Source organism: Mycobacterium sp. NGS68 (assembly GCF_059812195.1).
This window is the reverse complement of sequence record NZ_JCALCE010000028.1, coordinates 60,828-76,929: the sequence shown is the minus strand read 5'-3', so window position 1 is coordinate 76,929 and position 16,102 is coordinate 60,828. Positions and strand designations below refer to the sequence as shown.

The 16,102-nt window shown below is 68.9% G+C and carries 15 protein-coding genes and 2 pseudogenes; 7 read left to right on the top strand and 10 right to left on the bottom strand.

Going from position 1 to position 16,102, the window contains the following annotated elements:
* The 4 genes and pseudogenes from AC5Y5V_RS24355 to AC5Y5V_RS24340 form a co-directional block, all read right to left on the bottom strand.
* Positions 1-79, bottom strand: a pseudogene (locus AC5Y5V_RS24355) (hypothetical protein); the annotation flags it as partial.
* Positions 76-2,313, bottom strand: a complete 2,238-nt coding sequence (gene recG / locus AC5Y5V_RS24350) for an ATP-dependent DNA helicase RecG (protein ID WP_499940496.1) — start codon at positions 2,311-2,313, stop codon at positions 76-78. The gene recG and the pseudogene AC5Y5V_RS24355, both read right to left, overlap by 4 nt.
* Before the next feature lie 2 nt (positions 2,314-2,315).
* The gene (locus AC5Y5V_RS24345) at positions 2,316-3,983 is read right to left on the bottom strand and encodes a DAK2 domain-containing protein (RefSeq protein WP_499940505.1); all 1,668 of its coding nucleotides are present in this window, start codon (positions 3,981-3,983) and stop codon (positions 2,316-2,318) included.
* Between the two features lie 155 nt (positions 3,984-4,138).
* Complete coding sequence (locus AC5Y5V_RS24340; RefSeq protein WP_499940495.1) at positions 4,139-4,447, bottom strand: hypothetical protein; 309 nt, start codon at positions 4,445-4,447, stop codon at positions 4,139-4,141.
* Positions 4,448-4,660: 213 nt separating this feature from the next.
* On the opposite strand from AC5Y5V_RS24340, the gene rpmB reads away from it, so the two are divergent.
* Complete coding sequence (gene rpmB / locus AC5Y5V_RS24335; protein ID WP_066930307.1) at positions 4,661-4,855, top strand: 50S ribosomal protein L28; 195 nt, start codon at positions 4,661-4,663, stop codon at positions 4,853-4,855.
* A gap of 118 nt (positions 4,856-4,973) precedes the next feature.
* On the opposite strand, the pseudogene AC5Y5V_RS24330 reads toward rpmB, so the two are convergent.
* From AC5Y5V_RS24330 to AC5Y5V_RS24320, 3 genes and pseudogenes are all read right to left on the bottom strand, one after another.
* Positions 4,974-5,103: pseudogene (locus AC5Y5V_RS24330) on the bottom strand (SRPBCC family protein); the annotation flags it as partial.
* A gap of 9 nt (positions 5,104-5,112) precedes the next feature.
* The gene (locus tag AC5Y5V_RS24325) at positions 5,113-7,959 is read right to left on the bottom strand and encodes an MMPL/RND family transporter (RefSeq protein WP_499940494.1); all 2,847 of its coding nucleotides are present in this window, start codon (positions 7,957-7,959) and stop codon (positions 5,113-5,115) included.
* Positions 7,952-8,332, bottom strand: coding sequence for a hypothetical protein (locus AC5Y5V_RS24320; RefSeq protein WP_499940493.1), 381 nt, complete (start codon positions 8,330-8,332; stop codon positions 7,952-7,954). Before AC5Y5V_RS24320 ends, AC5Y5V_RS24325 begins: the two co-directional genes overlap by 8 nt.
* A gap of 144 nt (positions 8,333-8,476) precedes the next feature.
* On the opposite strand from AC5Y5V_RS24320, the gene AC5Y5V_RS24315 reads away from it, so the two are divergent.
* Together AC5Y5V_RS24315 and AC5Y5V_RS24310 are read left to right on the top strand one after the other, a co-directional pair.
* A complete protein-coding gene (locus tag AC5Y5V_RS24315; protein WP_499940492.1) occupies positions 8,477-9,706 on the top strand; it encodes a sensor histidine kinase in 1,230 nt (409 codons plus the stop codon).
* 2 nt (positions 9,707-9,708) lie between these two features.
* Entirely contained in the window at positions 9,709-10,380 is a 672-nt protein-coding gene (locus tag AC5Y5V_RS24310; protein ID WP_499940504.1) for a response regulator transcription factor, read from the top strand.
* Positions 10,381-10,383: 3 nt separating this feature from the next.
* Here AC5Y5V_RS24310 and AC5Y5V_RS24305 read toward each other — a convergent pair whose 3' ends face one another.
* Positions 10,384-11,208, bottom strand: coding sequence for a mycofactocin-coupled SDR family oxidoreductase (locus AC5Y5V_RS24305; RefSeq protein ID WP_499940491.1), 825 nt, complete (start codon positions 11,206-11,208; stop codon positions 10,384-10,386).
* Between the two features lie 160 nt (positions 11,209-11,368).
* Between AC5Y5V_RS24305 and AC5Y5V_RS24300 the strand changes: the two genes are divergently transcribed.
* The 4 genes from AC5Y5V_RS24300 to AC5Y5V_RS24285 are packed head-to-tail and all read left to right on the top strand — an operon-like array spanning position 11,369 to position 15,089.
* A complete protein-coding gene (locus AC5Y5V_RS24300) occupies positions 11,369-11,812 on the top strand; it encodes a nuclear transport factor 2 family protein (RefSeq protein ID WP_499940489.1) in 444 nt (147 codons plus the stop codon).
* Between the two features lie 7 nt (positions 11,813-11,819).
* A complete protein-coding gene (locus tag AC5Y5V_RS24295; RefSeq protein WP_499940486.1) occupies positions 11,820-13,004 on the top strand; it encodes a sulfotransferase family protein in 1,185 nt (394 codons plus the stop codon).
* A complete protein-coding gene (locus tag AC5Y5V_RS24290; RefSeq protein WP_499940485.1) occupies positions 13,004-14,257 on the top strand; it encodes a hypothetical protein in 1,254 nt (417 codons plus the stop codon). The genes AC5Y5V_RS24295 and AC5Y5V_RS24290 overlap by 1 nt, the downstream gene beginning before the upstream one ends.
* Position 14,258: 1 nt before the next feature.
* Positions 14,259-15,089, top strand: a complete 831-nt coding sequence (locus AC5Y5V_RS24285; protein WP_499940484.1) for an oxidoreductase — start codon at positions 14,259-14,261, stop codon at positions 15,087-15,089.
* A gap of 11 nt (positions 15,090-15,100) precedes the next feature.
* Here AC5Y5V_RS24285 and AC5Y5V_RS24280 read toward each other — a convergent pair whose 3' ends face one another.
* Positions 15,101-15,784: a uracil-DNA glycosylase gene (locus AC5Y5V_RS24280; protein WP_499940483.1), complete on the bottom strand. Its 684-nt coding sequence runs from the start codon at positions 15,782-15,784 to the stop codon at positions 15,101-15,103.
* Positions 15,781-16,071, bottom strand: coding sequence for a DUF1330 domain-containing protein (locus AC5Y5V_RS24275; protein ID WP_499940482.1), 291 nt, complete (start codon positions 16,069-16,071; stop codon positions 15,781-15,783). The genes AC5Y5V_RS24280 and AC5Y5V_RS24275 overlap by 4 nt, the downstream gene beginning before the upstream one ends.
* Positions 16,072-16,102 lie beyond the last annotated feature (31 nt).

Here is a 16,102-nt window from a genome sequence, read left to right as displayed (position 1 = left end):
ACGATCCCACCGTCTGATACGCGACCACCAGCGCGAGCACCGCGAGGGCCGACAACCACAGCAGCAGTTTGCGATTCACGATTTGTCCAGGTATTCGATGCGATCGGTGTCGGCGAACGGGGCCGCCAGCACGGCCATTCCGGGGTCGGCCGGATCACGCTCGTAGGCGCGCGAGCAGAAGTCCCGGGCAAACTCGATGATGTCCTGGTGATCGACCAGCGACAGCAACCGCAGGTTAATCGCCCTGCCGGATTGGTTGCGGCCCAGCACATCCCCCTCGCGGCGGTCCTTGAGGTCCAGGTCGGCGAGCACGAAGCCGTCCTGCGTGCCGGCGACCGCATTCAGCCGCCGGCCGGCCGACGACGCCCCGGAAACCCAGCTGGCGAGCAGGCACAGGCTGGGGTGCGTGCCGCGGCCGATGCGGCCGCGCAGCTGATGCAGCTGGCTGATGCCGAACCGGTCGGCGTCCATCACCAACATCACCGTCGCGTTGGGCACGTCGACACCCACCTCGATGACGGTGGTACAGACCAGCACGTCGATCTCGCCGGCGCGGAAGGCCGCCATCGCGGCGTCCTTCTCGTCGGCGGGCAGGCGGCCGTGCATGAGCCCCAGCCGCAGGCTCGCCAGCTCGGTGGAACGCAGCCGGGCGAAGAGGCCTTCGGCTGTCACCGACTTGCGGCCGCCCTTTCCGCCCTTTCGGTCCTTATCGTCCTTGCCGGTGTCGTCGGACTCGTCGATCCGCGGCGCCACCACGTAGGCCTGGCGGCCGGCGGCGACCTCCTCGATGATGCGCTGCCACGCCCGGTCGAGCCACCCGGGATTGTCGTTGACGAAGATGGTCCGGGTGGTGATGGGCCGGCGCCCGCGCGGAAGTTCGCGCAGCGTCGAGGTTTCCAGGTCGCCGTAATAGGTGAGCGCGACGGTGCGCGGAATCGGCGTCGCCGTCATCACCAGCAGGTGCGGGGTGATGCCGGCGCGGGCCTTGCCGCGCAGCTGATCCCGCTGCTCGACCCCGAAGCGGTGCTGTTCGTCGACCACGACCAGGCCGAGGTTGTCGAACTCCACCGCGTCCTGCAGCAACGCGTGGGTGCCGATGACGATGCCGACCTGGCCGCCGGCGATCTCGGCGCGCATCTGCTTCTTCTGCCCGGCGGTCAGCGAACCGGTGAGCAGGGCCACCCGGGTGGAGTTTTCGGCCCCGCCCAGCTGGCCGCCCATCGCGAGCGGCCCCAGCACGTCGGTGATCGACAAAAGATGTTGCGCTGCAAGGACTTCCGTTGGCGCCAGCAGGGCGCACTGGTAACCGGCGTCGACCATCTGCAGCATCGCCAGCACCGCCAGGATCGTCTTGCCGGATCCGACCTCGCCCTGCAGCATGCGGTTCATCGGGCGGGTCGCGGCCAGTTCGCCTTCGAGCACATCGAGCACCGCACGCTGCCCCGCCGTCAGCTCGAACGGCAACTGCCGCAGCAACTCGGCGGCCAGCCGGTCAGGCCGCCGCGGGGCCGGCGGCCCCGACTCGGCCAACTCCCCGTGCCGGCGGACCACCAGCGCCCACTGCAGGCCGATGGCCTCGTCGAAGGTCAGCCGCTCCCGCGCGCGGCGGCGTTCGTCCTCGTCCTCCGAAAGGTGGATGGCGCGCAATGCTTCGTCTTCGGACATCAGCCGGCGCTCGGCGAGCAGGTCCGCAGGCAGCGGGTCCGGCACCGGATCCAGGACGTCGAGCACCTGGCGGACGGCGAGAAAGATCTCCCAGCTTTGTATTTTGGTGCTGGCCGGATAGATCGCGAAGAAACGGCCCTCGAGCGCCGAAGACACCTCTTCGCTGCTGACGGCATGCTCGGCCTCGGCGATGGTGCTCAGCGACTTGGTGCCGTGCACCTTTCCATCCGGCGACTCCAGGATGAGAAATGCCGGGTGAGTCAGTTGCGTGGTTCCACGGAAGAATCCCACCTCACCGGAAAGCATCACCTTCGCGTCCTTGGTCAAGCCCTTCTGGATGAAGTTCGCGTTGAAGAATGTCGCGGTCACCTTGCCGGGTCCCGTTCCGACGGTGATGCGATGACACATCCGCCTCCGGTCCTTCTTCATGGGCCACGTCTTGGTTTCGGTGATGGTGTCGACGACGGTGATGTGCTGGCCCTCTTCCGGCCACTCATAATCGCTGCCGCGCGCGGCGGCGCCCAGGGTGTATCCGCGCGGGTAATGGCGTAGCAGGTCCTCGACGGTCCGGATCCCGAAAACCTCGTCGAGCAGCCCAGGGGTCTTGCCCCCGACGACGTAATCCAGCCGATCGCTCAGTGTCGCCACGGCTACTCCACCCCGATCAGCAGCGCGTCCCCGCGATGGCCGGTGCGGTAGGTGACCAGCTCGGTGCCCGGGTGATGGTCGTGCACGTGCTTCTGCAGGATCTCCGCGATATCACCGGCGCCCGCCACGGCGAGTTCCGCGCCCACCAGCACCGTCGCCAGCTCGCCGCCGGACGCGAGCAGCAGGTCGAGCAGGCCGGTCGCGGCGGCGCCGGCGTCGGCGGCCACGATCAGCACCTCGTCGCCCGCGATGCCCAGGCCGTCGCCGGGCTGACAGGTGCCGGCCCAGGTCAGCGCCGTCTCGGTGGCGATGCGCACCGAGCCGTGGCGCGCCGCACCGGCGGCGCCGGCCATGGTGTAGCCGTCGTCGACCGCTTGGCGGCCCGGTTCGTGCACGGCCAGCGCGGCCAGCCCCTGCACCATCGACCCCGTCGGGATCGGCACCACGTCGACGCCCCAGCCGATGGCCGCGGTGCACCCAGCGACCAACTCCCCGGCGGCGACGTAGCCGTTGGGCAGCACCATGACCTGCGCGGCGCCGGTGTCCACCACGGCGCGGACCAGCTGGTGGGCGCTGATGTCGGTGGCCGGGTCTGCGGCGTCCGCGCCGGGCCGCAGCACGCAGGCCCCCTCCGCGGCGAACAGCTCGGCCGCGCCGTCGCCGTCGACGACGGCCAGCACCGCACGCTCCCGCGTCCAGCTGCCCGCCGGCAGCCCGGTGGCGCCGGAACTCAGCGCGGAGATGACGATGCGGCTCAGCCGCCCGGCCGCCAGTCCGGCCTCGACAGCCGCGCCCGCGTCGTCGGTGTGGACGTGCACCGAATAGCCGCCCCCGCTCGCCGCCGGAGCGGCGGCGATGGCCACCGATTCGCCCAGCTCCGCGAGCCGGTCCCGCAGCGCGTCGGCGGCGCCGTCGGCGCAACCGTCCAGCAGGTACATCACCTCGAATTGCGGCGCCGGGCGGGCGGCGGCCTGGGGGTGGGCCTGGACCGGCGGCGACGGCTCATACACCTCACGGTCCGGCGCCTGCCCGGTGATCGTCGAGCGCAGCGCGTCCAGCAGGACCAGGAGGCCGCGGCCCCCGGCGTCCACCGCGCCGGCGTCCGCGAGCACGTCGAGCTGCTCGGGGGTTTTTTCCAGCGCGACGACGGCGGCCTCGCCGGCGGCGGTGAGCGCCCGGGCCAGCCCGCCCGGGTCTTCGCGGGCGCAGTGTTCGACCGCACCGGCCGCGGCCTGCAGCACCGACACGATGGTGCCCGGCACCTCCTCGCCGCCCATCGACGTGATCACCAGCTCGACGCCGCGCCGGAAGGCCGCCCCGAGCAGGCCGGCGCCGATATCGGGCAGTTCGCCGCCGGCGTCGGCGGCCGCCGTCGCGGTGACGTCGGCGATGCCGCACAGGATCTGCGACAGGATCACGCCCGAGTTGCCGCGGGCGCCGTTCAGCGCGCCGGTCGACAACGCGGCCGCGACGCGGGCGACGTCGCCTGCGTCCTCGGCGTCGGCCCCGGCATTGGCTTCAGCCAGCGCCGAACGCATGGTGAACAGCATGTTGGCGCCGGTGTCGGCGTCTGCAACGGGGAACACGTTGAGGCGGTTGATCTCGTCGATGTGGGTGATCAGGTCGCTGACCGCGGCGTGCGCCCAGTCCCGCAGGGCGGCCGCGTCCAGCAGACGATCCTGCGCAGCGCGAGCAGTGCTCACAGCCGACCCCACCTCCTGCGCCCCGCCACTGTGCTCGAGCTGTATCGAGCTGCATTGAGCCTAGCCAGCGACACCGACAGCACAGGTCATGGCGCTTCCGCGGCCGGTGGATCGTTGTGATGTCAACCCGGGGGCGGCGGGCGCCGCTTGCCCTGACGGCGCACCTCGGCGACCACCAGGCTGGAGAAGATCAAGGTGCCGACAAATATCAGCGCGGTCGCGACAAGTGTCACCGGCATAGGCATCGGACTCGGTTTGACCACCTGCATCCCGATAATCAGCACCAGAATGCCGGCCACGTCAAAAAGGAAGGAGACGACAAGCAGGATCTTGGCGCCCCGCGTCGGTGTGATCATTTTGAGCCAAAGTCCCAGGCCGGGCTGTTGCGCTGGCCGATCTGGGATCCGTTGGTCGGCGCCATCCGCGTCCATCCGCAGATGTTCCCAAAAATAAGGTCACGCGGGGCGGAATTTCGCATTCGCGTTCGGCCGAAGTGGGGCTGATTTCAGGTCAGTGCGCCGGTTTTGGCGGTTGCCCGCGACACTCGCTATCCTGGGACGGCCCGGTCGGTGCGAGTTGTCCCGGCGGCGGCGATGTTGCCGGTCCACAAGAGACCGGACCCCAGAAGATTTGAGGAGTTCAAAATGGCCGCTGTGTGCGATATCTGCGGGAAAGGCCCCGGCTTCGGCAAGTCGGTGTCGCACTCCCACCGCCGCACCAGCCGCCGGTGGGACCCCAACGTGCAGACCGTGCACGTCGTGACGCGTCCCGGCGGGAACAAGAAGCGGCTGAACGTCTGCACCTCGTGCATCAAGGCCGGCAAGGTCGTCCGCGGCTGAGCCACTCCGTAACATCGCGGCGCCGATGAGGAGTACGCCGCGCCGCAGCGATTCCGGGCCGGTTATGCCTGCTCGACGACCGCTTTGATCCGCTCGAGGGTCGTCGTCATATCGCGAAGGTTGCGCCGTCGAGCCATTCGGCGTCGAAACGTCTCGGGTGAGAACCTTCCGGTGTTTCGGACGTCGGCCACCAGGTTCCAGATTGTCTCCGGTGGTGCTGCCACGTGGACTGGTACCGATTCACGCAGCTTTAGAAGTTAGCCAACGAGGATGGCGGCCCTGTGGTCTGCGCTGTCCGTGCCGTCGGCGGCGCTATCCCGCACCTCCCGGCGGGGCAGTCCGCCCGGCCACCAGAACCACCGTCCCAGCAGCGCGACGACCGACGGCACCACCAGCGCCCGCACCACCAGGGTGTCCATCAGGAGCCCGACGGCGATCGTCGTGCCGACCTGGGCGATGGACAGCACGCTGCTGGCCAGCAGCGCCAGCATGGTGATCCCAAAGACGATGCCCGCGGTGGTGACGACGCCGCCGGTGCCGCCGAACGCGCGGATGATGCCGGTCCGCAGGCCTGCTCTCGCCTCCTGCTTGATCCGCAGCGCCAGCAGCAGGTTGTAGTCGGCGCCGACGGCGATCAGCGCGATGAAGGCGATGGGCGCCACGGCCCAGTGCAGCGGCTGGTGCAGCAGGTGCTGCCAGATCAGCACGCTGGCGCCCAGCGCCGACGCGTAGGACGCGACGACGGTGCCGACGACCACCAGCCCGGCGACCGGGCTGCGCAGCATCGCCATGACGATCAGGAAGATCAGCACCAGCGCCGCGCCCACCAGCAGCGCGGTGTCCCGGGCCACGAAGCGCTGCAGGTCGGCCGTCGCCGGCCCGACACCGGCCAGGTCGACGGCCGTCGGGGTCAGCGTCCCCTCCTTGGTGGCCTCCTTGATCGCGGCGCGCACCAGGCCCGCCCGCGTGGCGCCGTCGCTCCCCCACTCTTCGCCCTCGCCGTACACCAACAGGTAGGTGGCGCGACCGTTCGCCGAGATGAGGTTACGCAGCACCGCCTGATACCTGGGGTCGGACAGCGCGCGCTGCGGCAGGTAGAAGCCGCCCGCAGCGCTGCCCTGGAACCCGGCGTCCAGCTCGCCGAGGTAGTCGGTGAGCTGGCGCAGCTGCGGGCCGATCGTCTCACTCAGGCCCAGCAGGTCGTGGGTGGCCGCGCGGGCCTGCGCCAGGGCGCCACTCATCGACGCCACGGCCTGCGGCATGCCGACCAGCGCCCTGGCGGCGGTGTCGGACCCGCCGCTCAGCTTGGTGGCGCCGTCGCCCAGCCGGGTCGAGGTCTGCAGCAGACCGTCGACGGGTTCGAGCACGCGGTTGACGGTCGCGCACAAGGGGTTCGCGACGCAGTCCGGGGTCCGGGCGACGAACTCGCGCAGCGGGTCCAGATAGCCCGACACCGTGGTGACCGTGCGCTGCACGCCGTCCAGCCCGGCGCGCATGTCTGCGGCGGCGGCGGACATGTCGGCTACCCCCGCGCTGCCGCCCCGCAGCCCGCCGCTGAGCTGGGTCACCGCGGCCTGGGTCTGCTCGAGCGCACGGTCCAGCTCGGAGATGCGGCTCAGCCGTCGGTTCAGCGAGTCGACCGCCTCGTTGAGCTGACGGCCCATCGTCCCGGCCTGCGAACTCAGCGTCGCCTGCTCGGGCACCTTGCCGTCGGGCCGGCTGGCCGACTGTACGAGCCGCACGCCCGGCACCGCCATGATCTGGCGGGTGATCCGTTCGACGGCGATCAGCCCGGCCGGGTTGCGCAGGTCGTGGTCGGCCTGGACGGTGACGACGTCGGGCAGCAGGGTGTTGGCGGCGAAGTGCCGATCGGCGGCCGCGTAGCCGCTGCTGGATTCGGCGCCCGACGGGGTGGCCGCCGGCTCGTTCCAGCCGACCCGAAGGCCCGCCAGCGGCAGCGCGACCAACAGGATCAGTGCGCCGGCCGCGGTCAGCACGGGCCCGGGCCAGCGGGCCACCGTCGCTCCGACGCGACGCCAGCGCAGCGCCGTGCGCGACGGACGCGGCTCGAGCATGTTCCGGCCGATCGCCAGGGCCATCAGCGCCGGCGTCAGCGTCAGCGCCGCCACCATCGTCACGAGAATTCCTATGGCGCATGGTATTCCGGCGCTGCGAAACATCCCCACCTCGGCAAAGCCCAGGCAGCCCAGCGCCACCGACACCGTCAGCGCCGATCCGATCACGACAGGCGCGATCGCCCGGTAGGCGTCCTTCAGTGCCCGCGCGGGCTCGACGCCGCGGCGTCGGCCCTCCTGGTAGCGGCCGACGAGAAAGATCGCGTAGTCGGTTCCCGCGCCCAGCGTCATGGCCGCCATCAGCGCCACCGAGAACAGCGATACCTCGACGGCGCCCGACAACCCCAGTGCCGCAACAACCGAGCGCGCCACGGCAAGAGCCAGCCCGACGGAAATCAGCGGGACCGCCGCGGCGATTGGCGACCGGTACACCAGCAGCAACAGCACCAGGATGAGGCCAACGGTGGCCGCCGTGATCGACAGCATCTGGCGGTCGATCGCGGCGAATTCGTCGACGATCGTGGCCCCGGGGCCGGTGACCCGGGCCTGCAGGCCCGACGGCGGCGACAGCGCGGAAATGTTGTGGCGCACGGCGTTCACCGAATCGCGCGCCTCGGAGGTGCCCAGCATGCCGGCGAGCCGGACCATGACGGTGACCGCGCGCCCGTCGGTGCTCTGGGCGCCGGCGGCGGTCGCGGGCTGCGACCACAGGTCGGTCACCGAATACACGTGCCGTCGATCGGATTCCAGCGCTTTGGTCAGCGCGTCGTAGAAGTGGCGGTCCTGTGACGTCAGCGGGACGTTCCGGTCCAGCACCACGTAAACGAAGTTGTTGCTGGGGGTTTGGCCGAACAGTTGAGCGGCCCGGGTGGCGGCGACCGAGCTGGACGCGTCGGCGGGCATGAAGGAGCGCGAGTGCGTGTCGACGACCCGTTCCAGTTGCGGCACAGCCAGATTGCCGACGGCCGCCGCGAGCAGCCAGAGTCCGATGACCAGGACCGCGTAGCGCCTCGTCGTCCGCTCACGCAACGGTCTGCCGATCGCTGGGCGCTCCGCCGAAGAGGTCGACGACCCGCTGCTCGCCCCGCGACAGCGATCGCAGCCGCAACGACCGCCGCAGCGCAAGGCCCAGCATCGCGTGCAGCCCGGGGTTCGCGGCTATCAGGTCGGCCCTGGCCTGTTCGGCCGTAACGCCCTCGTAGGACGCCTGATCCAGCTTCGCGGACAGCATCGTGAGCCAACGCTGTCGCAGCGACAGCAGCAGGCCCTCCTCGTCGCCGAACAGCCGGGCCACCTCGGATGCCTTGTCGGACAGATCAAGCGCGATCTCGGGGTCGGTGTCGGCGGTGTTGATCATGTCGGCCATGAAGGCCATGCGCTCGTGCAGAAGTTGCCATGTCATGCATCGAACGCTAGGGATCACGACCGCCGCCGCGCGTCGTGCCGAAGTCCGGTCTTTGTCTCCTACCACGGTAGGAGGCGATGCCGGCCTAATGCATACCCGAGGCTGATGTCGGCGAGGGCCCTCCTCTTCTACGATTGAACGATGTTCGAAACCGCAGCGTCTTTCCTGCGGGAACAGCTACGTCTGCGGGGCGAGCAGATCCCGGTGGGCATCACCTGGTCGTTCGTGGTGATCACCGACGCCATCCTGGTGGGCGGCGGCGCGGTCGCGGTGCTGCAGCGACCGTCGGCCGACCTGCGCGCCGTCCTGCTCGCGTGCGCGATCGCGCTGGCGCCGCTGTTGGCGTTCATCTTCTTCAATATGAAGTGGCGGCCGGAGCTGCTTTGGCTTTGCTGGTCGGCGGCCACGGCGGTGATGCTGTTCGCCACGTCGACCCCCGTGCACGCCGACTTCGCGCCGGCCCTGCTGGTGCTGATGGTCGGCGTGGTCGGAACGCTGACCTCCACCGTCACCGGGTTCCTGGCTTTCCTGTCGGCGGCGGCGCTGGTGCTCACGGCGGCCGCGCTGCACCGCCTGGATGTGGTGGCGCTGTACCTGCTGTTCGTCGCGGGCGGCTGGCTGCTCGGTTACCTCATGCGCACCCAACGGCTGCTGCTGGCCGAACAGATTGCGGCGCAGGAGGCATTGGCCGAGCATGCCGCGGCCGACGAGCGCCGGCGCATCGCCCGCGAGGTACACGACGTGATCGCCCACTCGCTGTCCATCACGCTGCTGCACATGACCGGCGCGCGGCGGGCGTTGCAGCAGGACCGCGATGTCGACGACGCGGTCGAGGCGCTCGAGCAGGCCGAGCAGCTCGGACGGCAGGCGATGGCCGACATCCGCCGCACCGTCGGGCTGCTGGACCGTGGACCCAAAATCGCACGGACCACACCGGAACCCGGCATCGACGACATCGGCGTCCTGGTCTCGGATTTCGCCAAGGCCGGCCTGGACGTCACCCTGCGCGCCGAGGGCCCCACCGACAATGTCTCGGCGGCGGTCGGGCTCGCGTTGTATCGCATCACCCAGGAATCGCTGGCCAACGTCGCCAAGCACGCATCCGAGTCCAGATCGTCGGTGAAGCTGGATATTTCGGCGGGGTCGGCTCGGCTCGCGGTTGACAATCGGCTGCCGGCCGCGGTGGCGGTGGCGGATGCCTCGGAGGGGCGGGGGTTGCGCGGCATGCGGCAGCGCGTGGAGCTGCTCGGCGGCGCCATCGAGGCCGGCCCGAGCGAGGACGGCTGGTCGGTGCACGCCGAGATACCGCTGCAGGAGGGCGGCTTCGGCGGGCGGCCGTGGTGGTGCCCCACCACCAGGGGTTCTGCGTGAGCCTGAACCTTCCGCAGACACCCGAGATCGCGGTGCTGCTGGTCGACGATCAGGACCTGGTGCGCTCCGGGCTGCGCCGAATCCTGCGCCGCAGGGACGGTTTCACCGTCGTCGCCGAATGCGCCGACGGCGACGAAGTACCCGACGCGGTGGCCCGGCACCGACCGGACGTCGTGGTGATGGACTTGCGGATGCGCCGCGTCGACGGCATCGAGGCGACGCGCAGGCTGGCCGCGGGGCCGGGCGAGGCGCCGCCGGTGCTGGCGCTGACGACGTTCAACGAGGACGAGCTGCTGTCAGGTGCGCTGCGCGCGGGGGCGGCGGGCTTTGTGCTCAAGGACTCGTCGGCCGAGGAGCTGATCCGCGCGGTGCGGGCCGTCGCGCGCGGCGACAGCTACCTGGATCCCGCGGTCACCTCGCGCGTGCTGAGCACCTACCGCAAGGCCGCCCCCGGCCCGCTCGGGACCGACGTCGCCGAGCTGACCGCCCGCGAGCTCGACGTGCTCACGCTGATCGGAAAAGGCTTCTCCAACAACGAGATCGCCGACGAACTGTGCATCTCCGGCGTCACGGTCAAGAGCCACATCGGCCGGATCTTCGGCAAGCTCGACCTGCGCGACCGCGCCGCGGCGATCGTCTACGCCTACGACAACGGCATCGTCGCGCCGCGGTGATCACTACATCACCAGGTGGCCGGCGTCGACGGGTACTGCCACGCCGGTCACGTAGCGGGACCGCGGGCTCACCAGCCACAGCACCGCCTCGGTGACGTCCTGCGACTCGACCAGCGGCACGTCCGGCAGCAGCATCTGTGACACGGCAGGGTTCGGATTCTCCAGCATCCTGTTCACCACGAAGTCGTTGAGGATCATCGGCGTCGCGACACCGCTGGGGTGCACCGAGTTTACCCGAATCTTGTGCGGCGCATAGGCATTCGCGGCAGAGCGCATCAACCCCAGCACGCCGTGCTTGGACGCGGCGTAGGCGAACATCGCGGCACTGCCGTCACCGCCCCGGCCGGTCAGACCCTGCGATGAGCTGACCAGAACGACCGACCCGCCCCGGCCCTTGCGAATGATGGACGGCACGGTCGCCAGCATCGTGTGCCAGACGCCCTTCAGGTTGGTGTCGACGATCGTGGCGAACACCGGTTCGGAGCGGATCTCCGGGTCGCCGATCGCCACGACCCCGGCGTTGGCGATGACGATGTCGATCTCACCCAGCTCGTCGACACCGGCCTGCACGCCGGCATCCAGCTGCGCCAGGTCGCGGACGTCGGCGACGACGGGCACCGCCCTGCGGCCCGCGGCTTCAACCAACTCCACGGTCTTGTCGAGGTCTGACCTGGTGCCCAGCGGGTAGGGAATCGCGTCAGGGATATCGGCGCAGATGTCCACGGCGACGATGTCGGCGCCCTGCGCGGCGAGTGCCACGGCGTGGCTGCGACCCTGCCCGCGGGCCGCGCCGGTGACGACGGCGACGGTGTTGTCGAGTTCACCCATGAGACACCGACAGCGTCGGGGCCGCATCTGTGCTGAGCCGGCGCGACGTCCGAAGTGAGATCACGAGTCTTGAGACTAACGAGCCAGTTGATCCTCACTGGGTTCGGTTCTGTCAAGATTGTCTGGCAACCATGAGGACGGGGTTTAGCCGAGATGATTCATGACCGGTAGCGCGACAGAAATCACCAACCTGATTTACCGGTACGCGCGCCTGCTGGACAGCGGTGACTTGGACGCGGTGGCGGGGCTCTTTGAACATGGCCGCATCTGCGGAGTGGAGAACGGGCCGCCGGAAACCGTTTTCGCCGGCACCGGCCGGGTGCGGGAACTGTACGGGATGACTACGCGCATCTACGAAGACGGCACCCCGAAGACCAAACACAACACGACCAATGTGCACCTCGACATCGACGAGTCGCAGGGAACCGCGAGCAGCACCTCCTACTACTGCGTAACGCAGGCCACGCCGGATTTGCCGCTGCAAGTGATCGTGACCGGGCACTACAAGGACACTTTTCGGCGCCTCGATGGCGTCTGGTGGTTCGACAGCCGCACCATGTTCGTCGACCAGGTCGGCGACGTCAGCCATCACCTGAAGTTCTGACCTGTAGGTGGAACCGTCGGACGCCTTCTCCGCGGAAGCCCTGCTGACCGCGGCCCAACAGAAAGAATCATTGACCGATTGGGGCCCGGGCGAGTTCGAGCGGCCGTTGCGAGTGTTATTGGCCGACTACGCGCGGGTCGACGTGAACGGCCTGAATACCCTTGGCACTCACATCCTGCGTTCGGGCATCCTGCACAGCCTGCGCATGCGGCTGCGAACGCAGGAGTGGATCCGCCGGCATCCGGAGATCCTGGACGAGCAGGTCGCGGCGCCGATCGTCGTCGTCGGAATGATGCGCAGCGGCACGACGCTGCTGCAGCGGCTCTTGGCCGCCGACCGGCGATTCCTCTGCGCTTACGGCTGGGAGGTCGTCGAGGTCGCGCCGCGGCTCGACTACCCGTTCACCGGTCTCGATCCGCGCATCGCGATCAGCGAAGCGCGGGAAGCGAAATCACGGGAGCTGGCGCCGGAACTATTCTCCATTCATCCGATGTACGCGCGCGAAGCCGAGGAGGAGATCGTCTTTCTGGCCGACGCGTTCCTGTCACATGTGCCCGAGTCCGGTGCGCATCTCCCGCACTACCGGTCGTGGCTCGACGAGCAGGACTTCACTCCCGCTTACCAGTATCTGCACCGGATGTTGCAGTTTTTGCAGTGGCAGAAACGTAAGCGGGGTCAGCAAGCACAGCGTTGGGTGCTCAAGTCGCCCGCGCACCTCGGCTACCTGGACGTGCTGCGAGCGCAGTTCGCCGACGTGCACATCGTGCATATGCATCGCGACCCTCGGACCACGATCGCGTCGGGGGCCAGCCTCAACGCGACCCTGCACGCGATGCACGCCGACACCGTCGACCTACACCGCGTGGGCGCGCAATGGTTGCAGCGGATGGGCTGGACGAACGATCGGGCGATGGCGGTGCGAGACGGGTGGGGCCGGGATCGAGTCACCGATATCGGGTTCGACGACGCGGTAGCCGATCCGATCGGGCAGGTGGCCCGCGTCTATGACGCCATTGGGCTTTCGCTGACCTCGCAGGCCGAGGATGCGATGCGGCGCTGGCTGCGCGAGCGTCCCCGCGAGCCGGCACGCCCACCCTATGGGCTGCACACTTACGCTCTGCAGCCGGAACGGGTAGACGAGCGATTCAGTCTGTACAACAAGCGTTTTCACGACTACATCAGGAGGAGCTAGTGAGTGATGATCCGGTCGCGACGGCATCGCAGCACGAACAGGAACTGGCCGCCCTCGAGCTGATCGAGCACCCCACCGTCAAGAACGCGTATGCGGAGGTCGCGCAAACCTGGCTGGGCCGCGCCAAGGCCTCGGAAGCCATGCGCGAGCGGTTCGACGACGCGTTCGCCGAGGTGATGTTCTCGGCGGCGGTGTGGTCGTCCAATCAGGACAAGCTGCGGCCCAAGGTCAGCTGCATCACGCGGCTGGCGCACCCGGTGGACGGCCGGAATATTCCCGGATCACGTTGGGGCATCGACAATCCCGACAGCGTGTACCGGGTGATCCCGATCTCCGGCGACGAACGCTACGAGATCCACGGTCGCGTCGGCGAACACCGCATGACCGAGAACTACTTCACCCTCTGGGATGCGAACATGGGCACCGTCGACGTACTCAACGGCCGCACCATGGCCGTCGATTCCGACGGCAGTTTCACCATCACCGTCGACGCCGACCCCGCGGGCGGGCGGCCCAACCACGTGCGGACCACCCCCGCGGCGCACGAGTTCTACATCCGCGACGTGTTGTTGGATTGGGGACTCGACGACCCCAATTACCTTGAGGTGCAACGACTCGGCGGTGCGCCGGCATCGACCTCAAAGCCGGCCCGCACCCTTGACGAGCAGGCCGAGGCGACCGCCGCGATGATGGCGTATTTCGCGAATTTCACGGGCAAGCTCAGCCATGGCGTGTACAAGATGCCGGCCAACCGTTTCGACCTGGCCTGGTCGGCCGATCAGGATGGCGCGATGCGCAACCAGTTCTATGTCATGGGCCGCTTCGATCTCGCCCCGGACGAGGCGTTCGTGGTGGACGTCAACGACGGCGGCGCCGAATACTTCACGGTGCCGCTGAGCAATATCTGGGGCACCACGCTGGAAATCGTCGACCGCACCGGCAGCCTCAACAAAGCACAGTCGGTGGCCAACGAGGATGGGACATACACCTACGTGATCTCGCCAGTCGATCCGGGCGTGGCGAATTGGATCGACTCCGACGGGCTCACCGAGGCCATCCTGACGCTGCGGATGGCGGAGTTCGGCGAGACGGGCCCGCGCGACGGCCTCGGGGCTCACGGGCGGGTAATCAAGCTGGACATGCTCGCCGCAGAGGTACCGAACCTGCCCCGGGTGACCGAGCAGCAGCGCAAAGCCGAACTCGCCGAACGCCGGAGGGCGTATCTGCGGCGCCTGCCGGAAGGGACGCTCTGAGGTGGGGTGCTGGTTGGTCACCGGTTGCTCGACCGGGTTCGGACGCGAAATCGCCCGCGGCGCCTTGGCGGCCGGCCACAGCGTCGTGGTGACCGCACGCAAGGCCGACGCGGTCGCGGACCTCGCCGACGAGTTCGGCGAGAAGGCGCTGCCCGTCGCGCTCGACGTGACCGACGCCGGCCAGATCAGTGCCGCGGTCTCAGCGGCCGAGCAAGCGTTCGGCGGGATCGACGTCCTGGTCAACAACGCCGGTCACGGTTACTTGTCCGCCGTCGAGGAAGGCGAGGACGCCGAGGTTCGAAAGTTGTTCGACGTCAACTACTTCGGTGCCGTCGACATGATCAAGGCGGTACTGCCCGGCATGCGTGCCCGCGGCTCGGGCCACATCGTCAACATTTCGTCGATGACCGGCCTGGTGGCCAACCCGCCCAACGCCTATTACTCGTCCACCAAGTTCGCGCTGGAGGCCGTCACCGAAGCGCTTGCCACCGAGGTGCGGCCGCTGGGAATCAAGGTGACCGCTATCGAACCGGGCGCATTCCGCACCGATTGGGCCAGTAGATCGATGAAGGAAACACACAACCCGATCGCTGACTACGCCGATGTGGCCGCCCGCAAGGACCTGATCAAGCAGTTCGCCGATCACCTGCCTGGCGACCCGCGCAAGGTCGCCGAAGCGGTCCTCATGGTGACCGGCCTCGATGATCCACCACTGCGGCTATTGCTGGGCCGTGACGTACTGAAGGCGATGCGCGACAAGATCGCCGCGTTGTCGGCGTCGATCGAGGAGTGGAAGGCAGTGACGAAGGACGTCAATTTCCCAGGCTCATAGGTTGCGCGAGCCTAGGGAAGGCGCCAGTCGATCGGGTCGGCGCCCATCCCCGTGAGCAGTTCGTTGGTGCGACTGAACGGCCGCGAGCCGAAGAACCCGCGCGACGCCGACAGCGGCGACGGGTGCGGCGACTCGATCGCGACGCACTTGCCCTCCGCCAGCATCGGCTTGAGCGTCGACGCGTCGCGCCCCCACAGGATCGCCACCATCGGCTCGGAGCGCGCGGCCAGCGCGCGGATCGCGCACTCGGTGACCGCTTCCCAGCCCTTGCCGCGGTGCGACGCCGGATTGCTGGGCCGCACGGTGAGCACCCTGTTCAGCAGCATGACGCCGCGTTCGGCCCACGGCGTCAGGTCGCCGCACGAGGGCTGGGGGTGGCCCAGGTCGGCGGTGTACTCGTCGAAGATGTTGGCCAGGCTGCGCGGCAGCGGGCGCACGTCGGGGGCGACCGAGAAGCTCAGGCCCACGGCGTGCCCCGGGGTGGGATAGGGGTCCTGCCCGACGATCAGGACCCGCACCTGCTCGAACGGGAAAGTGAAGGCCCGCAGGACGTTCGGGCCCGCGGGCAGGTACCGGCGGCCGGCCGCGATCTCGGACCGCAGGAACTGCCCCATCTGCGCGACCTGCTCGGCGGCCGGCGCCAGCGCCTGCGCCCAACCCGGTTCGACGAGCTCGCTCAGCGGGCGCGCGGTCACTGAAAACTCTTCACTAGCAGCACCACCGTGTCCGCACCTGCGTGGCGGTCCCGCGAGATGTCCTGGTATTCGGGCGATTGCGCCCAGCCGTCGAACGCGGCCTCGTCGGGAAACGACATCAGCACCACCTTCTCGCGATCCCACCGCCCCTCCACGACCCGCGGCGATTCGTCGGCGGCCAACAGCGTGCCCGGGTGTCGACGGAAGACCTCCAGGAACCTGGCCTGGTACCGGTCGTAGGCGGCCCGGTCGGTGAATCGCAGCTGCGCGATCGCGTAGACGGTCACCGGCCCACCCTAGGTCACGCCGACGTCCGGG